22 protein-coding genes and 1 tRNA gene are annotated in these 19,150 nt (G+C 66.0%); 11 read left to right on the top strand and 12 right to left on the bottom strand.

The window, feature by feature from the left end:
• The first annotated feature begins 5 nt into the window (after positions 1–5).
• On the top strand, positions 6–806 hold the full coding sequence (locus tag CH281_RS08250) for an SDR family NAD(P)-dependent oxidoreductase (RefSeq protein ID WP_027494507.1): 801 nt from the start codon (positions 6–8) through the stop codon (positions 804–806).
• A gap of 9 nt (positions 807–815) precedes the next feature.
• Complete coding sequence (locus CH281_RS08245; RefSeq protein WP_032373790.1) at positions 816–1,787, top strand: LLM class F420-dependent oxidoreductase; 972 nt, start codon at positions 816–818, stop codon at positions 1,785–1,787.
• 61 nt (positions 1,788–1,848) lie between these two features.
• Here the strand turns inward: CH281_RS08245 and CH281_RS08240 are convergent, their stop codons facing one another.
• From CH281_RS08240 to CH281_RS08230, 3 genes are all read right to left on the bottom strand, one after another.
• Entirely contained in the window at positions 1,849–2,274 is a 426-nt protein-coding gene (locus tag CH281_RS08240; protein ID WP_027494505.1) for an SRPBCC family protein, read from the bottom strand.
• A gap of 80 nt (positions 2,275–2,354) precedes the next feature.
• A tRNA-Pro gene (locus CH281_RS08235) sits at positions 2,355–2,428 on the bottom strand.
• A 17-nt stretch (positions 2,429–2,445) separates the two neighbouring features.
• Positions 2,446–3,372, bottom strand: a complete 927-nt coding sequence (locus CH281_RS08230) for a metallophosphoesterase (RefSeq protein WP_231578232.1) — start codon at positions 3,370–3,372, stop codon at positions 2,446–2,448.
• A gap of 197 nt (positions 3,373–3,569) precedes the next feature.
• Here CH281_RS08230 and CH281_RS08225 point away from each other — a divergent pair, with 197 nt between their 5' ends.
• Positions 3,570–4,034 carry a GatB/YqeY domain-containing protein gene (locus CH281_RS08225; protein WP_032373792.1) on the top strand — a complete coding sequence of 155 codons (465 nt, stop codon included), beginning with the start codon at positions 3,570–3,572 and terminating at the stop codon, positions 4,032–4,034.
• A gap of 66 nt (positions 4,035–4,100) precedes the next feature.
• Here CH281_RS08225 and CH281_RS08220 read toward each other — a convergent pair whose 3' ends face one another.
• Entirely contained in the window at positions 4,101–6,452 is a 2,352-nt protein-coding gene (locus CH281_RS08220) for a penicillin-binding protein (protein ID WP_032373793.1), read from the bottom strand.
• A 293-nt stretch (positions 6,453–6,745) separates the two neighbouring features.
• Between CH281_RS08220 and CH281_RS08215 the strand changes: the two genes are divergently transcribed.
• Entirely contained in the window at positions 6,746–7,069 is a 324-nt protein-coding gene (locus CH281_RS08215) for a WhiB family transcriptional regulator (RefSeq protein WP_008712729.1), read from the top strand.
• A gap of 20 nt (positions 7,070–7,089) precedes the next feature.
• Here CH281_RS08215 and CH281_RS08210 read toward each other — a convergent pair whose 3' ends face one another.
• On the bottom strand, positions 7,090–8,220 hold the full coding sequence (locus tag CH281_RS08210) for an ArsA family ATPase (RefSeq protein WP_027494500.1): 1,131 nt from the start codon (positions 8,218–8,220) through the stop codon (positions 7,090–7,092).
• Positions 8,217–9,224: an ArsA-related P-loop ATPase gene (locus tag CH281_RS08205; protein WP_027494499.1), complete on the bottom strand. Its 1,008-nt coding sequence runs from the start codon at positions 9,222–9,224 to the stop codon at positions 8,217–8,219. The genes CH281_RS08210 and CH281_RS08205 overlap by 4 nt, the downstream gene beginning before the upstream one ends.
• A 105-nt stretch (positions 9,225–9,329) precedes the next feature.
• Here CH281_RS08205 and CH281_RS08200 point away from each other — a divergent pair, with 105 nt between their 5' ends.
• Positions 9,330–9,497 (top strand): DUF4177 domain-containing protein, encoded by a 168-nt coding sequence (locus tag CH281_RS08200; protein ID WP_072691993.1) that lies wholly within the window; start codon positions 9,330–9,332, stop codon positions 9,495–9,497.
• 4 nt (positions 9,498–9,501) lie between these two features.
• Positions 9,502–9,960, top strand: a complete 459-nt coding sequence (locus CH281_RS08195) for a RidA family protein (RefSeq protein WP_027494498.1) — start codon at positions 9,502–9,504, stop codon at positions 9,958–9,960.
• Here CH281_RS08195 and CH281_RS08190 read toward each other — a convergent pair.
• Entirely contained in the window at positions 9,941–11,329 is a 1,389-nt protein-coding gene (locus CH281_RS08190; protein ID WP_230595225.1) for a wax ester/triacylglycerol synthase domain-containing protein, read from the bottom strand. The genes CH281_RS08195 and CH281_RS08190 overlap by 20 nt on opposite strands.
• A gap of 13 nt (positions 11,330–11,342) precedes the next feature.
• The gene (locus CH281_RS08185) at positions 11,343–12,203 is read right to left on the bottom strand and encodes a Gfo/Idh/MocA family protein (protein WP_032406886.1); all 861 of its coding nucleotides are present in this window, start codon (positions 12,201–12,203) and stop codon (positions 11,343–11,345) included.
• Positions 12,204–12,274: 71 nt separating this feature from the next.
• On the opposite strand from CH281_RS08185, the gene CH281_RS08180 reads away from it, so the two are divergent.
• The gene (locus CH281_RS08180) at positions 12,275–13,066 is read left to right on the top strand and encodes an MBL fold metallo-hydrolase (protein ID WP_032384056.1); all 792 of its coding nucleotides are present in this window, start codon (positions 12,275–12,277) and stop codon (positions 13,064–13,066) included.
• Here the strand turns inward: CH281_RS08180 and CH281_RS08175 are convergent, their stop codons facing one another.
• Positions 13,067–13,741, bottom strand: coding sequence for a Crp/Fnr family transcriptional regulator (locus CH281_RS08175; RefSeq protein WP_027494494.1), 675 nt, complete (start codon positions 13,739–13,741; stop codon positions 13,067–13,069).
• A gap of 255 nt (positions 13,742–13,996) precedes the next feature.
• Positions 13,997–14,266 carry a hypothetical protein gene (locus CH281_RS08170; protein WP_032364550.1) on the bottom strand — a complete coding sequence of 90 codons (270 nt, stop codon included), beginning with the start codon at positions 14,264–14,266 and terminating at the stop codon, positions 13,997–13,999.
• Positions 14,267–14,439: 173 nt separating this feature from the next.
• Here CH281_RS08170 and nth point away from each other — a divergent pair, with 173 nt between their 5' ends.
• Genes nth through marP form a run of 4 tightly spaced genes read left to right on the top strand, consistent with a single transcriptional unit; the run spans position 14,440 to position 17,682 of the window.
• Entirely contained in the window at positions 14,440–15,126 is a 687-nt protein-coding gene (nth, locus tag CH281_RS08165) for an endonuclease III (RefSeq protein WP_205912677.1), read from the top strand.
• 50 nt (positions 15,127–15,176) lie between these two features.
• The gene (locus CH281_RS08160) at positions 15,177–15,785 is read left to right on the top strand and encodes a TlpA family protein disulfide reductase (RefSeq protein ID WP_094693989.1); all 609 of its coding nucleotides are present in this window, start codon (positions 15,177–15,179) and stop codon (positions 15,783–15,785) included.
• Between the two features lie 23 nt (positions 15,786–15,808).
• Complete coding sequence (locus CH281_RS08155; RefSeq protein WP_094693987.1) at positions 15,809–16,495, top strand: NUDIX hydrolase; 687 nt, start codon at positions 15,809–15,811, stop codon at positions 16,493–16,495.
• Positions 16,492–17,682, top strand: coding sequence for an acid resistance serine protease MarP (gene marP, locus CH281_RS08150; RefSeq protein ID WP_032364547.1), 1,191 nt, complete (start codon positions 16,492–16,494; stop codon positions 17,680–17,682). Before CH281_RS08155 ends, marP begins: the two co-directional genes overlap by 4 nt.
• 10 nt (positions 17,683–17,692) lie before the next feature.
• Here marP and CH281_RS08145 read toward each other — a convergent pair whose 3' ends face one another.
• Both CH281_RS08145 and CH281_RS08140 read right to left on the bottom strand, forming a co-directional pair.
• Complete coding sequence (locus CH281_RS08145) at positions 17,693–18,625, bottom strand: alpha/beta fold hydrolase (protein ID WP_094693700.1); 933 nt, start codon at positions 18,623–18,625, stop codon at positions 17,693–17,695.
• Positions 18,626–18,649: 24 nt separating this feature from the next.
• Positions 18,650–19,144, bottom strand: a complete 495-nt coding sequence (locus CH281_RS08140; protein WP_032373800.1) for a phage holin family protein — start codon at positions 19,142–19,144, stop codon at positions 18,650–18,652.
• Between the last annotated feature and the right edge of the window lie 6 nt (positions 19,145–19,150).

Below are 19,150 nucleotides of genomic sequence, written 5' to 3'. Positions count from 1 at the left end.
ATCGAATGGATTTGGGAATCGACGGTAGAGCCGCACTGGTGACCGGAGCCGACTCCGGCATCGGGTGGCACACTGCGAAGCTGCTGCTGGCCGAGGGCGTCCGTGTGGTCGTCAGCGACAAGGACCAGAGTTCGCTGGACGAAGCCGCCGCGAAACTCGGTGCAGCGGAAGGACAGCTGTTCGCGTTCGCCGCGGACGTGACCGACACCGAGGCCGTCGAGAACCTGGCAGTGCGCACGCAGCAGGCCGTGGGCGACATCGACATTCTGGTGCAGTCCTCCGGCGTCACCGGCGCTCAGGGGCTGTTCCACGAGATCGACGAGGAAGGGTGGCGCTCCACCCTCGACATCGACCTCATGGGCCCGGTCCGCCTACTGCGCGCGTTTCTCCCCGCCCTCCGGCGCGGTGGATGGGGGCGCATCGTGCTGTTGACGTCCGAGGACGCCGTGCAGCCGTACGACGACGAATTGCCCTACTGCTCGGCCAAAGCCGGAGTTCTGGCTCTGGCCAAGGGGCTTTCGCGCAGCTATGCGTCGGAGGGCCTGCTGGTCAACGCGGTCTCCCCGGCATTCATTCACACCCCGATGACCGACGCGATGATGGACAAGCGAGCCGAAGAGAAGGGCACCGACAGAGACGGTGCCATCGAGAGCTTCCTCGACGAGGAGCGCCCGTACATGGAACTGGGACGCCGCGGCGAACCCGAGGAAGTGGCCTCGGTGATCACGTTCCTGTGCTCGGACCGCGCGTCCTTCGTCAACGGATCCAACTACCGAGTCGACGCCGGTTCCGTCGCAACAATTTAGGAGAACAGCATGACCAATTTCGGATACACGTTGATGACCGAGCAGAGCGGTCCCAAAGAGCTGGTGAAGTACGCCGTCGGAGCCGAGAAGGTCGGCTTCGACTTCGAGGTCAGCAGTGACCACTACTCGCCGTGGCTCTCGTCCATGGGCCACTCTCCTTACGCGTGGACCACTTTGGGTGCGGTCGCGCAGGCCACCGAGCGCGTCGAGTTGATGACGTACGTGACGTGCCCGATCATCCGGTACCACCCGGCCGTCGTCGCCCAGAAGGCGGCGACATTGCAGATCCTGGCCGACGGACGTTTCACCCTCGGCCTCGGCAGCGGCGAGAACCTCAACGAGCACGTCGTGGGTGAAGGCTGGCCGTCCATCGACAAGCGACAGGACATGTTCGTCGAGGCACTCGAGATCATCCGCGCACTGCACGCCGGTGGCCTGGTCACCTACGAGGGCAAGCACTTTCGCGTCGACTCGGCTCGGATCTGGGACCTGCCCGAGGGCGGCGTCCCGATCGGCATCGCAGCCGGCGGCGAGAAGGCCGTGGCGAGGTTCACCGAGTACGGCGATCACCTCATCGCCACCGAGCCGGATGCGGATCTCGTCAAGGCGTGGTCGGACAACCACGAGGGCCCGGCGCGCTCCATCGGCCAGATCCCCATTTCGTGGGATCCCGACAAGGATGCCGCCATCGATCGCGCACACGACCGCTTCCGCTGGTTCGCCGGCGGCTGGGCCGTCAACGCGGATCTGCCGACGACGGCCGGTTTCGCCGGTGCGACGAAGTTCGTCAGGAAAGAGGATGTGGCCGACACGATCCCGTGTGGACCGGACCTGGACGCCATCGTCGAGGCCGTGAAGCCGTACTGGGAGGCCGGTTACACCGACATCGCGCTGGTCCAGGTGGGCGACGAAACTCAGGAGCGCTTCCTGGCCGAGGCGGCCGGCCCGCTGTTGGAGAAGCTGCGCGCTGCGTCCAGCTGAGCACACACGAGAAGACCCCGATCGAGACCATCGATCGGGGTCTTGTCGTTGTGCGGCAGTGCTACCGAGCCAAGCGCGGCAGGTTCTTCGAGATGCTCGACGTCAACGCCTTGCCGACGATCGCGGCGAGACCGGGGATCGGGGCGTCGAATCCGATTGTGTAGTCGAGTTCGGTACCGCCGTCAGTGGTGGGGGTCAGCTTCTGCACACCCCAATGACCGCGTAGCGGGCCACCTTTGGTGATGCGGTACTCGATGAGGGTGTTCGGCTCGGAGACGGTTGTGGTCTCCTCGAACGCGGGGAGTGGCCCCAGCTTCAGGCTACGAGCCGATCCGACGCCGTTGCGTGAGGTGTCTCCATCGCGCACCCGGCGGATCTTGGCCAGGAACAACGGGCCGAGGTTCTCGTGTTCGGACAGCGCCGCGAAGACGACGTCGGGAGACGAAGCGAACCGATGGGTGACATGAACGCGGGTGGGGGTCGGCATGCCTCACAGTAGCGCCGATCAGGCAAAGAAAAGGGACCCGCTCGACTGAATCGAGTGGGTCCCTTTTCGTGGTCCAACTGTCGGGGTGGCGGGATTCGAACCCACGACCTCTTCGTCCCGAACGAAGCGCGCTACCAAGCTGCGCCACACCCCGTGTACCGCTGGAGAAGTCTAACTCACGACTGCCTCAGAACGCGAAACGCCCTCGTCGGAGACGTCCTTCGGGCCCTTTCTGGGGGCAGGAGTGAGCGTGATCAGGGTTGCTTCGGGGCGGCAGCAGAAGCGGGCAGGCGCGTACGGCGATGTCCCGAGACCGGCCGACACGTGGAGCTGCGTGTGCGCACCCCACTTGGACGGACCCTTGACCCGGGAGCGATCGATCTCGCAGTTCGTCACCAGCGCACCGTAGAACGGCAGGCACAGCTGGCCGCCGTGGGTGTGCCCGGCGAGGACGAGGTCGTAACCGTCCTGCGCGAACTTGTCCAACACCCGGGGCTCGGGGGAGTGGGTAATGCCGAGGCGCAAATCCGCCAACGGGTTCGGCTGGCCCGCGATGGTGTCGTAGCGATCGCGCTTCAGGTGCGGATCGTCGACGCCCGCCGATGCGATCCGGACTCCGGCGACCTCGAGTTCGCGGCGGACATGCGTCACGTCGAGCCAACCGCGTTCGGAGAACGCAGCCCGCAGATCACGCCACGGCAGCGACTCGCCCGTCGTGCGCTTGTGGTTCTTGTCGAAGTACCTGAAGGGGTTCTTCGGCTTGGGTGCGAAGTAGTCGTTGCTGCCGAACACGAACAGCCCTGGACGCGACAGCAGCGGCCCGAGAGCCTGCACGACGCTGGGAACGGCGCGTTGGTGCGACAGATTGTCGCCGGTGTTGACCACGAGGTCGGGTTCGAGGCGGTCCAGTTCGCGGAGCCAGTTCTGCTTCATCCGCTGGCCCGGCATCATGTGCAGGTCGCTGATGTGCAGTACTCGCAGCGTCGCGGAGCCGGGTTCGAGCACCGCCATCGACGTCTCACGGAGCGTGAACGCGTTGCGCTCGACGAGGGTGGCGTAGCCGATGCCCAAGGCCGCAGCACCCGCCGTCCCGATCACCGAGCTCTTGAGCGGTGCCGCTCTGACGACGTCGCGCGTGTGCTCGGCAACCGACCGCAGTTGCGTGGAAGCGCTGCGCAGTTGCGCCGAGGTTGGCAGTAACGAGGAACTGAAGTGAACGGCCACCCAGTCCACGATACGGCAGCAAGCCGATATGGACGCGCGAGCCGACGGCTGGGCCGCGTAGCGTTTCTGCCATGTCCGAACTCAAGGCCCGTATCCGAACCGACCTGACCACAGCGATGAAAGCGAAGGACAAGCTCCGGCTGGCAACGCTGCGCATGATCCTCGCCGCCATTCAGACCGAGGAGGTCTCCGGCAAGGAGGCCCACGAACTGACCGACGACGACGTCCTGAAGGTGCTGGCAAAGGAATCGAAGAAGCGCGGCGAATCGGCCGAGATCTACACGCAGAACGGCCGCGGCGAACTCGCCGCCAACGAGCACGCCGAGGCGCAGATCATCAACGAGTATCTGCCCACTCCGCTGACCGACGAGGAACTGGCCACCATCGTCGATACCGCCATCGCCCAGGTCGCCGAAGTATTGGGCGAGCGACCGGCCATGAAGCAGATGGGCCAGGTCATGAAGATCGCGTCGGGACTCGCTGCCGGTAAGGCCGATGGATCCCGCCTGTCGAAGGCCGTCAAAGACCGCCTGTAGTGCGCTCCGCGCAGTGGTGCGGTTATGTGCCCCAGGAGGGCCGTAACCACACCACTGCCGCAGGCACTAGCGAGGAGCGGTGAGCCCGGGGATCGCCGGTATCTGGATACCCGGCGGCAGGTCCGGTATCTGGATACCCGGCGGCAGGGCAGGGGCCGGAGCCGGTGCCGGGCGAACCGATCCGTCACTGACGTAGATCGTGATGTTCGATCCGGGAACCGCACTGCCCGACGGTGACGTCGACACCACGGTTCCGCGCGCAGCCTGATCGGCCGTCGTCACCGCTGTCACCTGGAAGCCCGCACCCTGCAGCGTGGACGTCGCGGACGACTGGCTCTGGCCGGTGACGTCGGGTACCTGTCCGTTGGCCGAACCGCGGACGTACTTCTGATCGACCGGTGGAAGTTGGACGGGCCCGTAGTTGGTGGCGATCGGGCTCATCGCGTCGAACCAGGTTCTCGCGGGTTCGTTACCGCCGTACAGGTTTCCCGAACCGCAGGGCCGAAGCGGGAACGAGCAGATCTCGCTGGGCGTCGGTGAGTCGCCGTAGGTGTACACGGCGGCGGCGTAATTGTTGGTGAACCCGAGGAAGCCCGAGGATCGGTTCGACTCGGTGGTACCGGTCTTGCCGGACATCGGCAGGTTCCAGCCGGCCGAGGCAGCGGCGGACGCGGACGTGCCACCTGCCTGGTCGTCCTTGCTCATAGCGTTGGCGAGGGTGTTCGCCAGACCGGGTTCGACGACCTGCTCGCAGGCCTGGTGAGCGACGGGGACGGGCTTGCCGTCGCGGTCGAAGATCGAGTCGATCGGGGTCGGCGGGCACCATTTGCCACCGGAAGCCAAGGTCGCGGCCACGTTGGACAGCTCCAGCGGGTTCACCCAGGTGGGTCCGAGGGTGAACGAGCCGAGGTTCTGACTCTTCTGGAAATCGGCCATCGACTGCTCGGCACCCGAGGAACCCGGGTCCGTGTACGAGCGCAGGCCGAGACGGACGGCCATGTCGACCGTCGGCGTGACGCCGACGGACTCGATCAGCTTGACGAAGGCCGTGTTGGGGGACTGAGCCAGCGCGTCGGTTATGGACAGCGCGGGTGGGTAGTTGCCCGCGTTTTCCACGCAGTAGGTGGAGGCCGGGCAGTTACGAGCACCACCGTCGCCGACGCCCTTGACCTCCACGCGCTTGGGGACCTGCAGCGTTGCGCTGGTGCCCAGTCCGCGTTCCATGGCGGCGGCCGTGGTGAAGATCTTGAAAATGGAGCCGGCTCCGTTACCCACGAGGGAGTGCGGTTGCGGCTGCACGGTCTCGTCGGCGTCGGCGTTGAGGCCGTAGGTGCGGCTGCTGCCCATCGCCAGGACGCGGTGCTGGTCCTGGCCCGGGGCGACGACGTTCATCACCGTCGCCACGCCGTCGAGCGAGGGGCTGGTGTTGCTGACCAGGGCGGACTTGGTGGAGTTCTGGACCGCGGGGTCGAGCGTCGTGCGGATGAGATACCCGCCCTTGTCGATCTGCTCCTGGCTGATTCCGGCCTGAGCGAGGTACTGCAACGCGTAGTCGCAGAAGAATCCTCGGTCTCCTGCCGCGATACAGCCGCGGGGCAGGGTCTGGGGGACCGGTAGCACGCCGAGGGGCTCGGCCTTGAGTGCGGTGAGCTCGGCCGCACGCTCGGGGAGGTTCTGGATCATCGTGTCGAGCACGGTGTTCCTGCGCTCGATCACACCCTCTTCGTTGGTGTACGGGTTGAGGGCGGAGCTGGACTGGACCATGCCGGCGAGCATCGCGGCCTGGACGGCGCTGAGCTGGCTGGCATCGATGCCGAAGTACGTCTGAGCCGCGTCCTGGATGCCGAACGAGGCATTACCGAACGGCACCAGGTTGAGGTAGCGGGTGAGGATCTCGTCCTTGGTCAGTTCCTTGTCGAGGGTCAACGCCATCCGGATCTCGCGGATCTTGCGGGCGGGCGTCGTTTCGATGGCGGCGCGTCGCTCGGCGTCGGTCTTCGCCACGACCAGCAGCTGGTAGTTCTTCACGTACTGCTGGTCGATGGTCGATGCACCCTGCTGGACCTGGCCGCTGGTGGTGTTGGTCAGGAACGCGCGCAGCGTGCCCTGCCAGTCGACGCCCTGGTGCTCCGCGAAGCGCCGGTCCTCGATGGAGACGATGGCCAGCTTCATCTCGTTGGAGATCTTGTCGCTCGGTACCTCGAAGCGGCGCTGTTCGTACAGCCACGCGATCGGGTTGCCGTTGACGTCGGTCATCGTCGAAACAGCAGGTACGGCACCCTCGACCAACTCGGCCGAGACGTTGTCGACGGTATCGGCGGCGCGGTTGGACGCGAACCCGAACCCGCCGGCCAAGGGGAACATCACGCCGGCGAGCAATGCACCGGCGAGTGCTGAACATCCGGCGAGCTTCGCCACGGTTTTTCCAACTGACACAGAGCACAGCGTACGTGTGCCTCGTTCGGATCGGCAGTGCCCCGCATGCGTTGTGCGCTGCGCCCCTGCTCGGGACGCCCGTACCAGAAATGTGACCTCACCGTCTTGCATTCGGGGCCGGGTTTACCTAAATTATGAGCACAGTGTGATTCGCATAACACTTGATAATGAATGTGGGGCAGCTCCTAGAATTTGTGCTTCGACACCGAGGTACAAACTGCTCGGAGCCTCCAGGACGCCCAGTGAGGGCGACCGAGACGTAAAGGGGATCCGCCATGCACACGACAACCGCGCCGACGCGACTCGATGTAGAGGAAGCAGAAGCACGTATCGCTTGGGTGTCACACGCTCGGTGCAAGGGCACGGATCCGGACCAGCTGTTCGTCCGGGGTGCAGCGCAGCGCAAGGCCGCGACCATTTGCCGGCACTGCCCGGTTCTGATGCAGTGCGGTGCGGATGCCCTCGACAATCGCGTCGAGTTCGGTGTGTGGGGTGGCATGACCGAGCGTCAGCGCAGGGCACTGCTCAAGCAGCACCCCGAGGTCGACTCGTGGTCCGAATTCTTCGAGACCCAGCGTCAGCAGCAGGCGGCGATCTGACCGCCTGCCGAAACGGCCGATCAGCCTCTGCGGGTCAGCTGGTCGGCCACCGCGCGTAGTGCGGCGAGGTCGGAGACCTCGAACGGCAGGGACGGAACACCGACGATGGGCACGCGGGGGTGCGCGCCGGTGAAGCGTTTGAGCAACCGCACCTCGCGCGCCGCCGTCACCGCGCGTTGAGCGTGGATACGCAGCACCGCAGCAGTCAGTTCGGCACCGGGGTCGTCGATTCTGTCCAGGAGATCGGCGGCAGTGGCCGCGTGATCGGCCTGCACCGACGACAACGTCGGATGCGTCCGATTTACCACCAGTCCGGCCAGCGGCATGTTCTCGGCGGAGAGTCGCTCGACGAAGAACGCGGCCTCGCGCAATGCGTCGGGCTCGGCGGCAGCGACGACGAGGAAACTGGTGCCGTCCTCGCGGAGCAATTGGTATGTGCGCGTAGCGCGTTCGCGGAACCCGCCGAACATCGAATCCAGCGATTGCACGAAAGCCGAAGCGTCGGACAGCATTTGGCTGCCGATGACGGTCGAGACGCCGCGCATCGCCAGGCTCATCGCGCTGGTGACGACGCGGGTGATTCCTCGTCCGGGAGCGGTCAACAGCCGGATGAAACGACCGTCGAGAAACGACCCGAGCCGTTGCGGAGCGTCGAGGAAATCCAACGCGTTGCGCGACGGCGGAGTGTCCACCACGATCAGATCCCACGACGCGTCGAGGGACAGCTGCCCCAGCTTCTCCATCGCCATGTACTCCTGCGTGCCCGAAAAGGACGACGCCACAGTCTGATAGAACGGGTTGGCCAGAACCTGCGCCGCCTTTTCCGGCGTCGAATGTTCGATGACCATCTCGTCGAACGTGCGCCGCATGTTCAGCATCATCGCGTGCAGTTCGCCCTTGGCGTCGGCACCCAATTTCACCGGCTGCGGGCTGTTGTCGAGGTCGCCGAGCCCGAGGGCCTGGGCCAGCCGGCGAGCCGGATCGATGGTCAGCACGACGACACGCCTGCCCTGTTCGGCGGCACGCAGAGCCATCGCCGCTGCGGTGGTGGTCTTCCCGACACCGCCTGCGCCGCAGACCACGACGATTCGTGACGCGGGGTCGGTGAGGATGCGGTCGACGTCGAGTTCGGTTGCTGCTGGTCGAGTCATCGGACACCCTGTTCTGCGAGCGTGGCGGCGAGCTCGTACAAGCCGCCGAGGTCGACGCCGTCGGCCAACATCGGCAGCGTCATGCGTGCGACGTCGAGTTCGTCGAGTTGTGTTGCGCTCTCCACCTGAGCGGACAGCGTCGACGCGTGCTCGATCGATTCGGTCAGGAGACCGGCGAAGTCGGCCTCGGACAACGTGATTCCGGTCTTGGCCAGACCCTCCTGAATTGCGACGGCATCGATCTCGCCCTCGGCGATGGGTTCGAGGGAGTCGGCAGGCAGGTACGTCGGCTCGGTGCGGTTGACGATCACCGTGCCCAGGCGGAGGTCGGCTGCTTCGAGCTCGCGTACCGCATCTGCCGTCTCCTGCACCGGCAATGCTTCGAGCAGGGTGACCAGGTGCACGACGGTGTCCGACGAATGCAGCAACCGCACCACGCCCTCGCTCTGCGAGCGGACCGGGCCGCCCTTGGCCAGGTCGGCCATGGCCTTGGTGACGTCGAGGAAGTTTCCGATGCGGCCGGTGGGCGGCGAGTCGACGACCACCTCGTCGTACGCGCGGTTGCCCTTCTTGTCGGTGCGCACCACGCACTCCTTGACCTTTCCGGTCAGCAGTACGTCACGCAGGCCGGGCGCGATGGTCGTCGCGAACTCGATGGCACCGATCTTGCGCATCGCGCGGCCGGCGAAACCGAGGTTGTAGAACATGTCGAGATACTCGAGGAACGCGGTCTCGATGTCGATCGCCAGCGCGTAGACCTCGCCGCCGCCGTCCGCCGAGGCGACGCGGGTCTCCACCGGCGGGAGCTGCGGCACGTCGAACAGCTGCGCGATGCCCTGCCTGCCCTCGACCTCCACCAACAACACTCGCCGGCCACCCGCGGCCAGCGCCAACGCCAGCGCGGCAGCGACCGTCGACTTACCGGTACCGCCCTTGCCGGACACGAAATGCAGCCGCGCGGCATCCGCCTTCGCCGGCCATCCCTCTTGCTTCGATGTACCCACGCCTCGACCATATAGAGACGCGATGCCGGTCGTCCGACAGAACCGAGAATCACCCGATCGCAGTGACGCACCCCTCGTACTCCGGTGGGCGATAGGCTTCGAGTCATGAGCGAAAAGATCATCTGGGAGTACTTCACCGCACCGGTGCTGATTCACGCCACCAAGCAGATTCTCGACAACTACGGCTCCGAGGGCTGGGAGCTCGTGACGATCATGGCGGGACCGAACGGCGGCGACACACTGGTCGCGTACTTCAAGCGTCCGAAGGGCTGACGCCGTGGCGAACTGGAGCGAACGCCTCTCCGAGCTGGGCATCGAGCTGCCCGACGTCGTTCCGCCGCTGGCCGCGTACGTCCCCGCCGTACAGGTGGGTTCGCTCGTCTACACCTCCGGTCAACTGCCGATCGTGGACGGAAACCTGACGTCCGTGGGCAAGGTGGGTGCCGACGTGTCGGCCGAGGACGCCACGGCAGCTGCGCGGATCTGTGCGTTGAACGCGCTGGCCGCGGTGCATGCGCTGGTCGGTATCGATTCGGTCGCACGCGTGATCAAGGCCGTCGGCTTCGTCGCTTCCGCGGAGGGCTTCACCGGTCAGCCCGGTGTCGTCAACGGAGCCTCGAACGTCATCGGCGAGATTTTCGGTGACGCAGGCAAGCACGCCCGCTCGGCCGTGGGTGTCGCCGAACTTCCGCTCGGTGCGTCGGTGGAAGTGGAGCTCATCGTCGAACTGCAGTAGTCGACGTCCCATGAAGTGCACCGCAGGTCTCGTCGACTGCGGAACGCAGCAGGTCGGCATACACGGCGTGATCGGGGACCGTCGTCGGGCAGGCCGTCACACAGACGGTGACGACGTCCCCGTATCCGTACACGGCGTGGGTGATGCTGCAGCCCGGGCTCAGCGATGCGACCCCCGCGCACAGGGTTGCCCGGCTCGACCCCAACTCGAGGTCCAGACCGGTTCGATTGACGCTCGTCACCACGGTATGGCTGGTGACACGCTCGGGCGTACCGCTGCGAGGCGCGACGAGCCGAGCGCGGCGACCGAAGCCGAGCAGTAGAGCGGCGGGGTAGAGCTCGGCCGACCGGGTGGCGTCGATGTGGCGGCGATCGTTCACGCGTTCACGCTGCAGGTTGAGCGCGTGCGCCACTGCCGATGCTCGGTCGGGCACGTCGGTGAGCTCGGGATGCAGATCGACGGCAGCCGGGACGGTTCGGTTGACGGCAGGCCAGGCCGCCGACGTCTCGATCGCGGTGGGCACTGTGGCGCGGATGCGGGTGCCGACCCTCTCTCCGTGCGCCGCGAGATACGTCGACAACGCCGCTCCGACGGCGGTGAGTGCGGTAGCCGTGACGGTGGCCGGCCCGCCCGTCCACTGCGACTTCGGGAACTGCAGGACGTGCACCGCTCTCGTTTCGTCGGGATGGGCGTTGACGCGCGTGGGTTCGACCGGTGCGGGGGCAACCAGCTCCCCGGTCCGCACTGCGTCGAGATACGTCTGCTGTGCCCGCCCCATCCGCCGCTGCGACCGCGCCCAGCGGTAGGGCAGGAGCGCCGTCGCAACGACCGCATCTCGCACGCGACGTGGACGAGAGACGGCAGGGTCGTCGGGGAACGTGACGTTGTCGGTCGGCTCGTCCGGTCCGAAGAGAGCTCGAACGATGCGGGTACCGACCGACCCGTCGGACAATGCGTGGCTGACCTGAACGATCACGACGGTGGCCGCACCGCGGATACCGTCGACGCCCGACAGGCCCCGGCCGACGTGCACGGTCCATGCCCGCGTCGTCGCATCGACCGGAACGCACGCGCGTTCGGCCAGAAACGAATTCAGTGTGTGACGACCGTCGGAGAGATCGTGGTCGACCACGTGGTCACGAGGCGGCGTCGGGTCCCTGATCCATCGGGGGTACTCCAACAGACCCACCGCATCGCCGATGCGAATCTGCAGTCTCGGAACGAATCGAGCGCGTCTCTCGACGTGGGCCACGACGTCGTCGAACGTCGGTGGCTCGTGGTCCCCCGAGTCGAAGACGAACGTCGTGTACTGGTCCATCGAGCGATGCGGGGCCGAGGTGTAGTGGAACATCGCATCTTTGACGTCCATGGTGGTCACACGATCAGGGTGCCCACTCCCGCGCCCGATCAATCACCCTCTGCAAGTGCAGTCCTCGGTGCACCGAGCATTCGTGGTCGACACCCGATTCCACCGATTCGAGGAACTCGTCCAGCAGTACGGCGTAGCAGTCGGTCGACGACGTGGATCGGTCGGTGAAGGTGTCGACCCCGGCGGGTCCGGACAGCTCGATCCGCATGAGCGACGGCATGACCGGTGTCCGCAGCGACAATTGGACGGTGCTACGCGCGCCGCCCTCGTGTTCGAGCAGAACGGTCCAACTGTCCGACGCCACGTCGCGGTGCGAGTAGGCAACGCGCGCAATGGTTCCCAGTGCCGCGTCGAGGAGATCGAAGACGTGTGGCCCGATGTCGAGGATCGCCCCGTCGTCGTGTCGCCACTGCGATTCCGAGTACGCCCCGCCGAGAGTGGCGCCGGAGAACCAGGTTCCGGAGCCGGCTGCCCAGGGGCGGCCCGCTGTCGAGGCGAGGAATTGCCTTGTCTCCGGGGCGAATCGGAGTGTCAGAGTCACCATCGAACGAACTCCGGCGGTGGTGACGGCCTCGGCCAGTTCCTCGGCCTCTGCCACGGTGGCGGCAATGGGCTTGTCCAGCAACACATGCTTGCCTGCTCGCGCGGCGCGGAGGGCGAACCCGGCTTGCACAGCCGGTGGAACCGCGAACGCCACCGCGTCGACGGCATCGAGCAGGGCGTCGAAGGACTCGCAGACCGGTGCACCCAACTCGGCCGCGGCGTCCGGTCTGCGTGCCCACACTCCGGTGAAGTCCACTCCCGGATGAGCGAGCAGCGAGGGGGCCTGAGTCTTGCGAGCCCAGGGGCCGGCACCGACGAGTCCGATCTTCATATGCGTCGACGTTAGTCGTCGTCACCGGTCCTGTTCCACCTCGAGAACAGTGGGCGTCCTACAGTGTTTCAATGGCCGACTCGAACTTGACGCATCCCGCCTACGGACTGGTCCGGCACGTGACGCCCACGGCGTCGGTTCTACTCGCGGAGAACCCGGGCAAGATGACGCTCGACGGAACGAACACGTGGATTCTGCGGGCACCGGGTTCCGAGGAATGTATCGTCGTCGACCCGGGTCCGAAGGACAAGGCCCATCTCGACGCCGTCGCCGCGTCGGGCACGGTGGTGCTGACCCTGGTGACCCATCGCCATGCCGATCACACGGCGGGGTTGAAGCGGTTTCACCGCAAGACAGGGGCACCGGTGCGGGCGGTGGGGGAGAAGTTCCTGCACGGCGGCGGTGAGCGGTTGGCCGACGGCGAGGTCATCGATGCGGCGGGTCTACGGATCCGGGTGCTCCACACACCCGGCCACACGGCGGATTCGGTGAGCTTCGTGCTCGACGACGCGGTCCTGACGGGAGATACGATCCTCGGCCGCGGCACCACGGTGCTCGACCCGAAGGACGGCTCGCTCGCGGACTATCTGAATTCGCTCGATCGACTCGAGGCCGCCGGTGCGGGCAAGACGGTGTTGCCGGGGCACGGGGCCGATGTTCCGGATACCGCCGAGGTGGCGCGACTGTATCGCGCTCACCGTCGGCAGCGGCTGGATCAGGTGCGGGCGGCGTTGGCCGAGATCGGAGACGACGCCAAACCGATGCAGGTGGTGCGCCACGTCTACTCGGACGTGGACAAGAAGTTGTGGCCGGCTGCGCGGATGTCGGTCAAGACGCAGCTGGCCTACCTCAGGGAGAACTAGCTAGCGAGCTCGGCGAGCCAGGCGCTCGGAGTCCGAGATCAGTACGGACTTGCCCTCGAGGCGCAGCCATCCGCGGTGTGCGAAGTCGGCCAGTGCCTTGTTGACGGTCTCGCGCGACGCTCCGACGAGCTGAGCGATCTCTTCCTGCGTCAGGTCGTGGGTGACGCGCAGCGATCCCGCTTCCTGGGTGCCGAAGCGCTGGGCAAGCTGAAGCAGCGCCTTGGCCACGCGTCCGGGGACGTCGGTGAAGATGAGGTCGGCCAGGTTGTTGTTGGTGCGACGCAACCGGCGAGCCAGGACGCGCAGCAGCTGCTCGGCGATCTCGGGGCGCTGATCGATCCAGTCCTTGAGGGCCGCACGGTCCATGCTGACTGCGCGCACCTCGGTGACCGTGGTGGCCGAGGACGTGCGAGGGCCGGGGTCGAAGATGGAGAGCTCGCCGAACATGTCCGACGGTCCCATGATCGTCAGCAAGTTCTCGCGGCCGTCGGGGGAGCGTCGCCCGAGCTTGATCTTGCCGGAAACGATGATGTAGAGCCGGTCTCCGGGCTCACCCTCGTTGAACACCACGTGTCCCCGGGGGAAATCGACAGGCTGCAGCTGCTTCGTCAGTGCCGCAACCGCAGAGGGTTCGACTCCTTGGAAGATGCCGGCCCGTGCCAGGACGTCGTCCACTTGCGCTCCTTTTGGGATGTCGGTGATGCGGTGACCCGCACCCCCGAAGGCGTCTGTACACACTCGTCTCACCACCGAATCGCGCTGCGATTCAGGCGTCGATGCCGATGCAATGTTCAAACACAACAATTACCTCAGGGGAGTCTACTTCGACTCGGCCGAAACCGAGTGATCGACGCCACCACAGGTTGCCAGAGGAACGGTACGTCTGTTCGCGTTCACCGTAAATTCATCCGAATGCGGACAAATGGGTGCTCAACTGGCCCGTTGGTCGACCATGCCGTCGCGCGTGTCGATCGTGCGCGGAGGAGTCTGGTGACGCTTGCGGGAGTTGAACCGAGCCAGGGCGTGGGGGAAGCCCTCGTTCGCCAGTGTGGCGACCTCGGACTTGCTCGCCTGATCGAGGAATTCCTCTACTTCGTGCTCCCGGACGCCGAGCTTGCTGAGCCGGAACTCGACGCGCTCCATCGCGAGTGCGAAGAGCATGAGTAGTACCGGAAAGAGCACCACGGCGAGTCCTTGCATACCGGCCAGTTAACACCGAAAAGGTCTCGATACAAACACAGCTCGGCGCGCTCGCGTAGTTCGTTACGCATTCTTGTCCGTACAGTTGTGGCGTGGAATCGACAGCCCCGAAACGCCCCGACGTGCGCAAACGCGAGGAGACGCGACTCGGCCTCGTGCGGCGGGCCCGGCGGATGAACCGAACGCTCGGGGTCGCGTTTCCGCACGTCTACTGCGAACTCGACTTCACCACGCCCCTCGAACTCGCCGTCGCGACCATCCTCTCGGCGCAGTGCACCGACAAGCGCGTCAACATGGTGACTCCGGCCCTGTTCGTGAGATACCGCACAGCTCGCGACTACGCCGAAGCCGACCGCACCGAACTCGAAGAGTTCATCCGAACCACCGGCTTCTACCGCAACAAGGCCAACTCGCTGATCGGGCTCGGGCAGAAGTTACTCGAGAACTTCGACGGCGAAGTCCCCGCATCGTTGAAGGACCTGGTGACGTTGCCCGGCATCGGCCGCAAGACGGCCAACGTCGTGCTCGGCAACGCGTTCGACGTTCCCGGCATCACCGTCGACACCCACTTCGGTCGGTTGGTACGGCGCTGGCAGTGGACCGAAGAAGAGGACCCGGTCAAGGTGGAGCACGCCGTCGGCGCGCTGATCGAGCGGAAAGAGTGGACCGTGCTCTCCCATCGCGTCATCTTTCACGGTCGACGCGTCTGCCACTCCCGCACGCCGGCGTGCGGGGTGTGCGTCCTCGCCAAGGACTGCCCGTCGTTCGGCCTCGGCCCGACCGATCCGGCGACCGCTGCCGCCCTGGTGAGAGGTCCCGAGACCGATCATCTGCTCGCTCTCGCCGGAATCGTGTCGTGAACAAGGCCGCACTCCGCTGGTCTCTGGTCGCGCTCATTCTCGTCGTCGGGATGGTCTATGCCCTCTGGCCACGCAATGAATCTCCGGCAACGCAGCGCGCCGATGGTCCCGGTCTGGGGCAGCAAGGACCGTCGACGGACGAGCGTCGGGCCGCCGATACTCCCGAGGCTCTGGGACCGCTGCGGCAGACCGCCGGTCTCGACGCATGTCCGACGCCGTCGGGCGCTGCAGCAGGCCCGTTGACGGGCATCACCCTCGAATGCATCGGCGACGGCTCGTCGGTCGACCTCGGCCAGGCTCTGGCCGGGCGACCCGCACTGCTCAACATCTGGGCCTACTGGTGCGGCCCGTGCGCGCAGGAGTTGCCTTACCTGCAGCAATACGCGCAGCGGGCGGGTGATGCAGTCACGGTGTTGACCGTCCACAACGATGCCAACGAGTCCAACGGGCTGACCCGTCTGGCCGAGTACGGCGTCACGCTGCCCGGCGTTCAGGACGGTGCCGGACGTGTCGCCGCGGCGGCGGAAGCGCCGAACGTGTTGCCCGTATCCGTTTTGATATCTGCGGATGGCACTGTCGCCAAGGTGCTGACCGAACCCTTCACAAGCGTCGACGACATAGCCGACGCAGTCCGCGAGAACCTCGGAGTCGCGTCGTGAGCGCACCCGAGTGGCTCGGGCGCATGCTCGACGTCGCCGGCAGCGAAAACGGACTGACCGACACCACCGGCATCAACCCGGTACTGCAACGGCAGGCGCAGCCGGCCGATCGAACCCGCTCGGCGGCGGTGTTGGTGCTGTTCGGCGGTCCGGCTGCCGCCGATCCGACCGCGCCCGGTGGGCTACCCGCCGAGGCCGACGTACTGCTGACCCAGCGGGCGTCGACCTTGCGCGACCACAGTGGGCAGATCGCCTTCCCCGGCGGTGCCACCGACCCGGGTGACGACGGGCCCATCGGAACGGCGCTGCGCGAGGCCCAGGAAGAGACCGGTCTCGACCCGGCCGGCGTCGTACCGCTCGCGACGATGCCCGGCATCTACGTGCCGCCGTCTCGATTCGACGTGGTTCCCGTGCTCTCGTACTGGCAGAGTCCAACCCCGGTCCGCGTCGTCGACGCCGGCGAAACCGAGCGCGTGGTGCGAGTTCCCCTGCGCGAGTTGCTCGATCCGGCCAACCGATTCCAGGTGCGTCACCCCGCCGGCTACCAGGGCCCGGCCTTCTCGGTGCAGGGAATGCTGGTGTGGGGATTCACGGGCGGTATTCTGGCGGGCCTGCTCGCTGTGTCGGGCTGGGAGTCCGATTGGGACACGGGGGATATACGCGATCTGGAGGCCAGCTTGACTGCGGTAGGAGCGAGGCTCGATCGGTGACGGGTTCAGGGTGGGTCGATATCGCGGTGCTCGCCGTCGCGCTACTGGCGGCGACGTCGGGATGGCGACAGGGGGCGGTGGCGTCGGCGTTGGCGTTTCTGGGAGTCGTTCTGGGTGCCGTCGCCGGGATTCTGGTGGCACCGCACGTGCTCGAACACGTCGACGGATCACGCACGAGGGTGTTCGTCGGTATCGCGTTGATCGTGGTGTTGGTGATCGTCGGTGAGGTGGCCGGCATGGTTCTGGGTCGTGCGTTGCGCAGCGGAATACATTCGCGCTCAGCCAGATCCGTGGACAGCACGATCGGGGCAGGTCTGCAGGCCGCGGCCGTGCTCGCTGCCGCATGGTTGCTCGCCATTCCGCTGACGTCCTCGTCGCAGCCCGAGGTGGCCAGTGCCGTGCGTGGCTCGACGGTCCTGGGCAAGGTCGACGAGGTGGCACCCGAGTGGCTGCGTCAGGTGCCCAAGGAATTCTCGGCGCTGCTCGACACGTCCGGGCTGCCGGACGTCATCGGTCCGTTCGGACGCACTCCGGTCGCCGACGTCGCTGCTCCCGACTCCGGGATCGCCGCAGGCCCCGTCCCGATAGCGTTGCAGGCGAGCGTCATCAAGATCAACGGAATTGCCCCGAGTTGCCAGAAGGCGCTCGAGGGTTCGGGTTTCGTCGTCGGGCCGGATCTGGTGATGACCAACGCCCACGTGGTGGCCGGTACCTCCGAGGTGACCGTCGATTCTCCGGACGGCCCTCTCGACGCCGACGTCGTCCTGTTCGATCCCGAAGAAGATGTTGCAGTGCTTCGTGTTTCGCAGCTGCAAGCTCCGGTGTTGCCGTTCGCGCCGAACCCGGCCGAATCCGGATCCGACGCCATCGTGTTGGGTTACCCGGGCGGCGGTCCGTACACGGCGAGCCCAGCGCGTATTCGCGAGATCATCAACCTCAGCGGACCGGACATCTACCGCACCGGAACTGTTCAACGCGAGGTCTATACGGTTCGCGGATCGGTGCGGCAGGGCAATTCCGGTGGGCCACTGGTCAATTCGAACGGTGAGGTACTCGGTGTGGTGTTCGGTGCTGCCGTCGACGACCCCGATACCGGATTCGTCCTGACCGCAACCGAGATCTCGGACGAGCTTGCCCGCAGCTTCGATGCGCCGGTCAGTGTGGGGACCGGCGACTGCATCGTCTGACGGCGGGACGTCAGCTTTCGAGCGCGACGCGCAGAATTTCCTCGGACACGACGTCGGGGGCTTCCTGGTGCACGTAGTGCCCGACGTCCCGCACTGTTCGACGCGTCAGCCCCGGTGCCCAGTGCCGATCGCGATCGAGGGTGGTGGGTAGGACGTACGGATCGAGGTCACCGCTGATCTGCGCGACGGGGATCGAGGTCTTCACGTCGACGGCATCCATGAAGCGTCGGCCCTCGGCGCGGAACTGGCTACGGAACGCCCAGCGCTGATATTCGAGTGCGCAGTGCGCGGCCCCGGGAATTCGGATGGCCGAGCGCATCTTGCCTGCGGTATCGGCGAAATCGTCGGTGCGCTGCCACTGCGACCCGGCGCGGCTGCGCATCAATTCCTCCACTGCCGCGCCCCCTCGGCGCGTGAGCAGCTTCTCGGGGCGCAGCGGAATTTGATACCGAACGAAGTGCGGCAGCAGAGCACCGCGCTGTTCGGAATCCTTCAGCACGGCGCGGCGCAGCGAGATCGGGTGCGGTGCATTGATCAGGACCATCGAGCGGACCATTCGCGGATGCAGAGCCGAGCTTGCCCAGCACACCAGGCCGCCGTCGGCATGACCGACGAACGTCGCGTGCGGGTACCCCAGCGCGCGAACGAGACCGACGATGTCGCCGGCCAGGGTCCATCCGTCGTAACCACGTGGGGGCTTGTCGGAGTCGCCGTAGCCGCGGAGGTCGACTGCGACCGCTCGAACTCCGGAACGCGCGAGCGCGTCGAGCTGGTGATGCCAGGAGTACCAGAAGTCGGCGAAGCCGTGCAGCAGCACCACGAGCGGGGCGTCGGGAGCATGCTCGCCGACCTCCACGGTGTGGAACCGGATTCCATTGGCATGGATGTCGCGATGGATCCACTGTCCCGGGTAACGGACCGTGGACGGATCGGGATGATTCATACTGCTCGACTCGCCGGGCGTCGTCTACTTCTTGTAGCCGGGGATTCCGGGAATGCTCTCGTGCTGGTTGGGCAGCACGGTCGACGCCTGCTTGAGGGAGTCGATGGTCTTCTCGGGCTTGCGCAGTTTCTTGACCCTGCGGTAGCCGAGGAACCCGAACAGGCCGGCAACCAGCACCATGAACACGAAGACGATGAGGAACGAGGCCCATCGGTAGAGCCACACGTCGAGGAGCTCGGCGGCGAAGAAGAAGAAGAAGAACGAGCTGAACAGCAGCACTGTCAGCGCGACGATGAAGAAGACGCTGCCCTGCAGACCCTTCTTGACCTCGCCGGTGACCTCGGCCTTGGCGAGGGCCACCTCGGCACGCACCAGCGTCGAGACCTGAGTCGTGGCGTCCTTGACGAGGTTTCCGATGCTCGCGCTGCCGGGTGTGCGGGCATCGACATCGGTGAGAGGTATCGACGAAATCGTGTTCGGGACGCCGTTGCCGTATCCCTTGTCATTGCTGACGCTCAACTCTCG

The organism is Rhodococcus sp. 06-221-2 (assembly GCF_002258365.1).
Classification (GTDB): Bacteria; Actinomycetota; Actinomycetes; order Mycobacteriales; family Mycobacteriaceae; genus Rhodococcoides; species Rhodococcoides fascians.
Note: the sequence above shows the minus strand (reverse complement) of the source record. Positions and strands in the feature narration are given on the sequence as shown.

Coding starts and splice junctions, on each gene's coding strand:
- CH281_RS08250 (WP_027494507.1), top strand. CDS start 6: ATGGATTTGGGAATCGACGGTAGAGCCGCACTGGTGACCGGAGCCGAC.
- CH281_RS08245 (WP_032373790.1), top strand. CDS start 816: ATGACCAATTTCGGATACACGTTGATGACCGAGCAGAGCGGTCCCAAA.
- CH281_RS08240 (WP_027494505.1), bottom strand. CDS start 2,274: ATGCCGACCCCCACCCGCGTTCATGTCACCCATCGGTTCGCTTCGTCT.
- CH281_RS08225 (WP_032373792.1), top strand. CDS start 3,570: ATGTCCGAACTCAAGGCCCGTATCCGAACCGACCTGACCACAGCGATG.
- CH281_RS08215 (WP_008712729.1), top strand. CDS start 6,746: ATGCACACGACAACCGCGCCGACGCGACTCGATGTAGAGGAAGCAGAA.
- CH281_RS08210 (WP_027494500.1), bottom strand. CDS start 8,220: ATGACTCGACCAGCAGCAACCGAACTCGACGTCGACCGCATCCTCACC.
- CH281_RS08200 (WP_072691993.1), top strand. CDS start 9,330: ATGAGCGAAAAGATCATCTGGGAGTACTTCACCGCACCGGTGCTGATT.
- CH281_RS08190 (WP_230595225.1), bottom strand. CDS start 11,329: ATGGACGTCAAAGATGCGATGTTCCACTACACCTCGGCCCCGCATCGC.
- CH281_RS08185 (WP_032406886.1), bottom strand. CDS start 12,203: ATGAAGATCGGACTCGTCGGTGCCGGCCCCTGGGCTCGCAAGACTCAG.
- CH281_RS08180 (WP_032384056.1), top strand. CDS start 12,275: ATGGCCGACTCGAACTTGACGCATCCCGCCTACGGACTGGTCCGGCAC.
- CH281_RS08170 (WP_032364550.1), bottom strand. CDS start 14,266: ATGCAAGGACTCGCCGTGGTGCTCTTTCCGGTACTACTCATGCTCTTC.
- nth (WP_205912677.1), top strand. CDS start 14,440: ATGAACCGAACGCTCGGGGTCGCGTTTCCGCACGTCTACTGCGAACTC.
- CH281_RS08160 (WP_094693989.1), top strand. CDS start 15,177: ATGGTCTATGCCCTCTGGCCACGCAATGAATCTCCGGCAACGCAGCGC.
- CH281_RS08155 (WP_094693987.1), top strand. CDS start 15,809: ATGCTCGACGTCGCCGGCAGCGAAAACGGACTGACCGACACCACCGGC.
- CH281_RS08145 (WP_094693700.1), bottom strand. CDS start 18,625: ATGAATCATCCCGATCCGTCCACGGTCCGTTACCCGGGACAGTGGATC.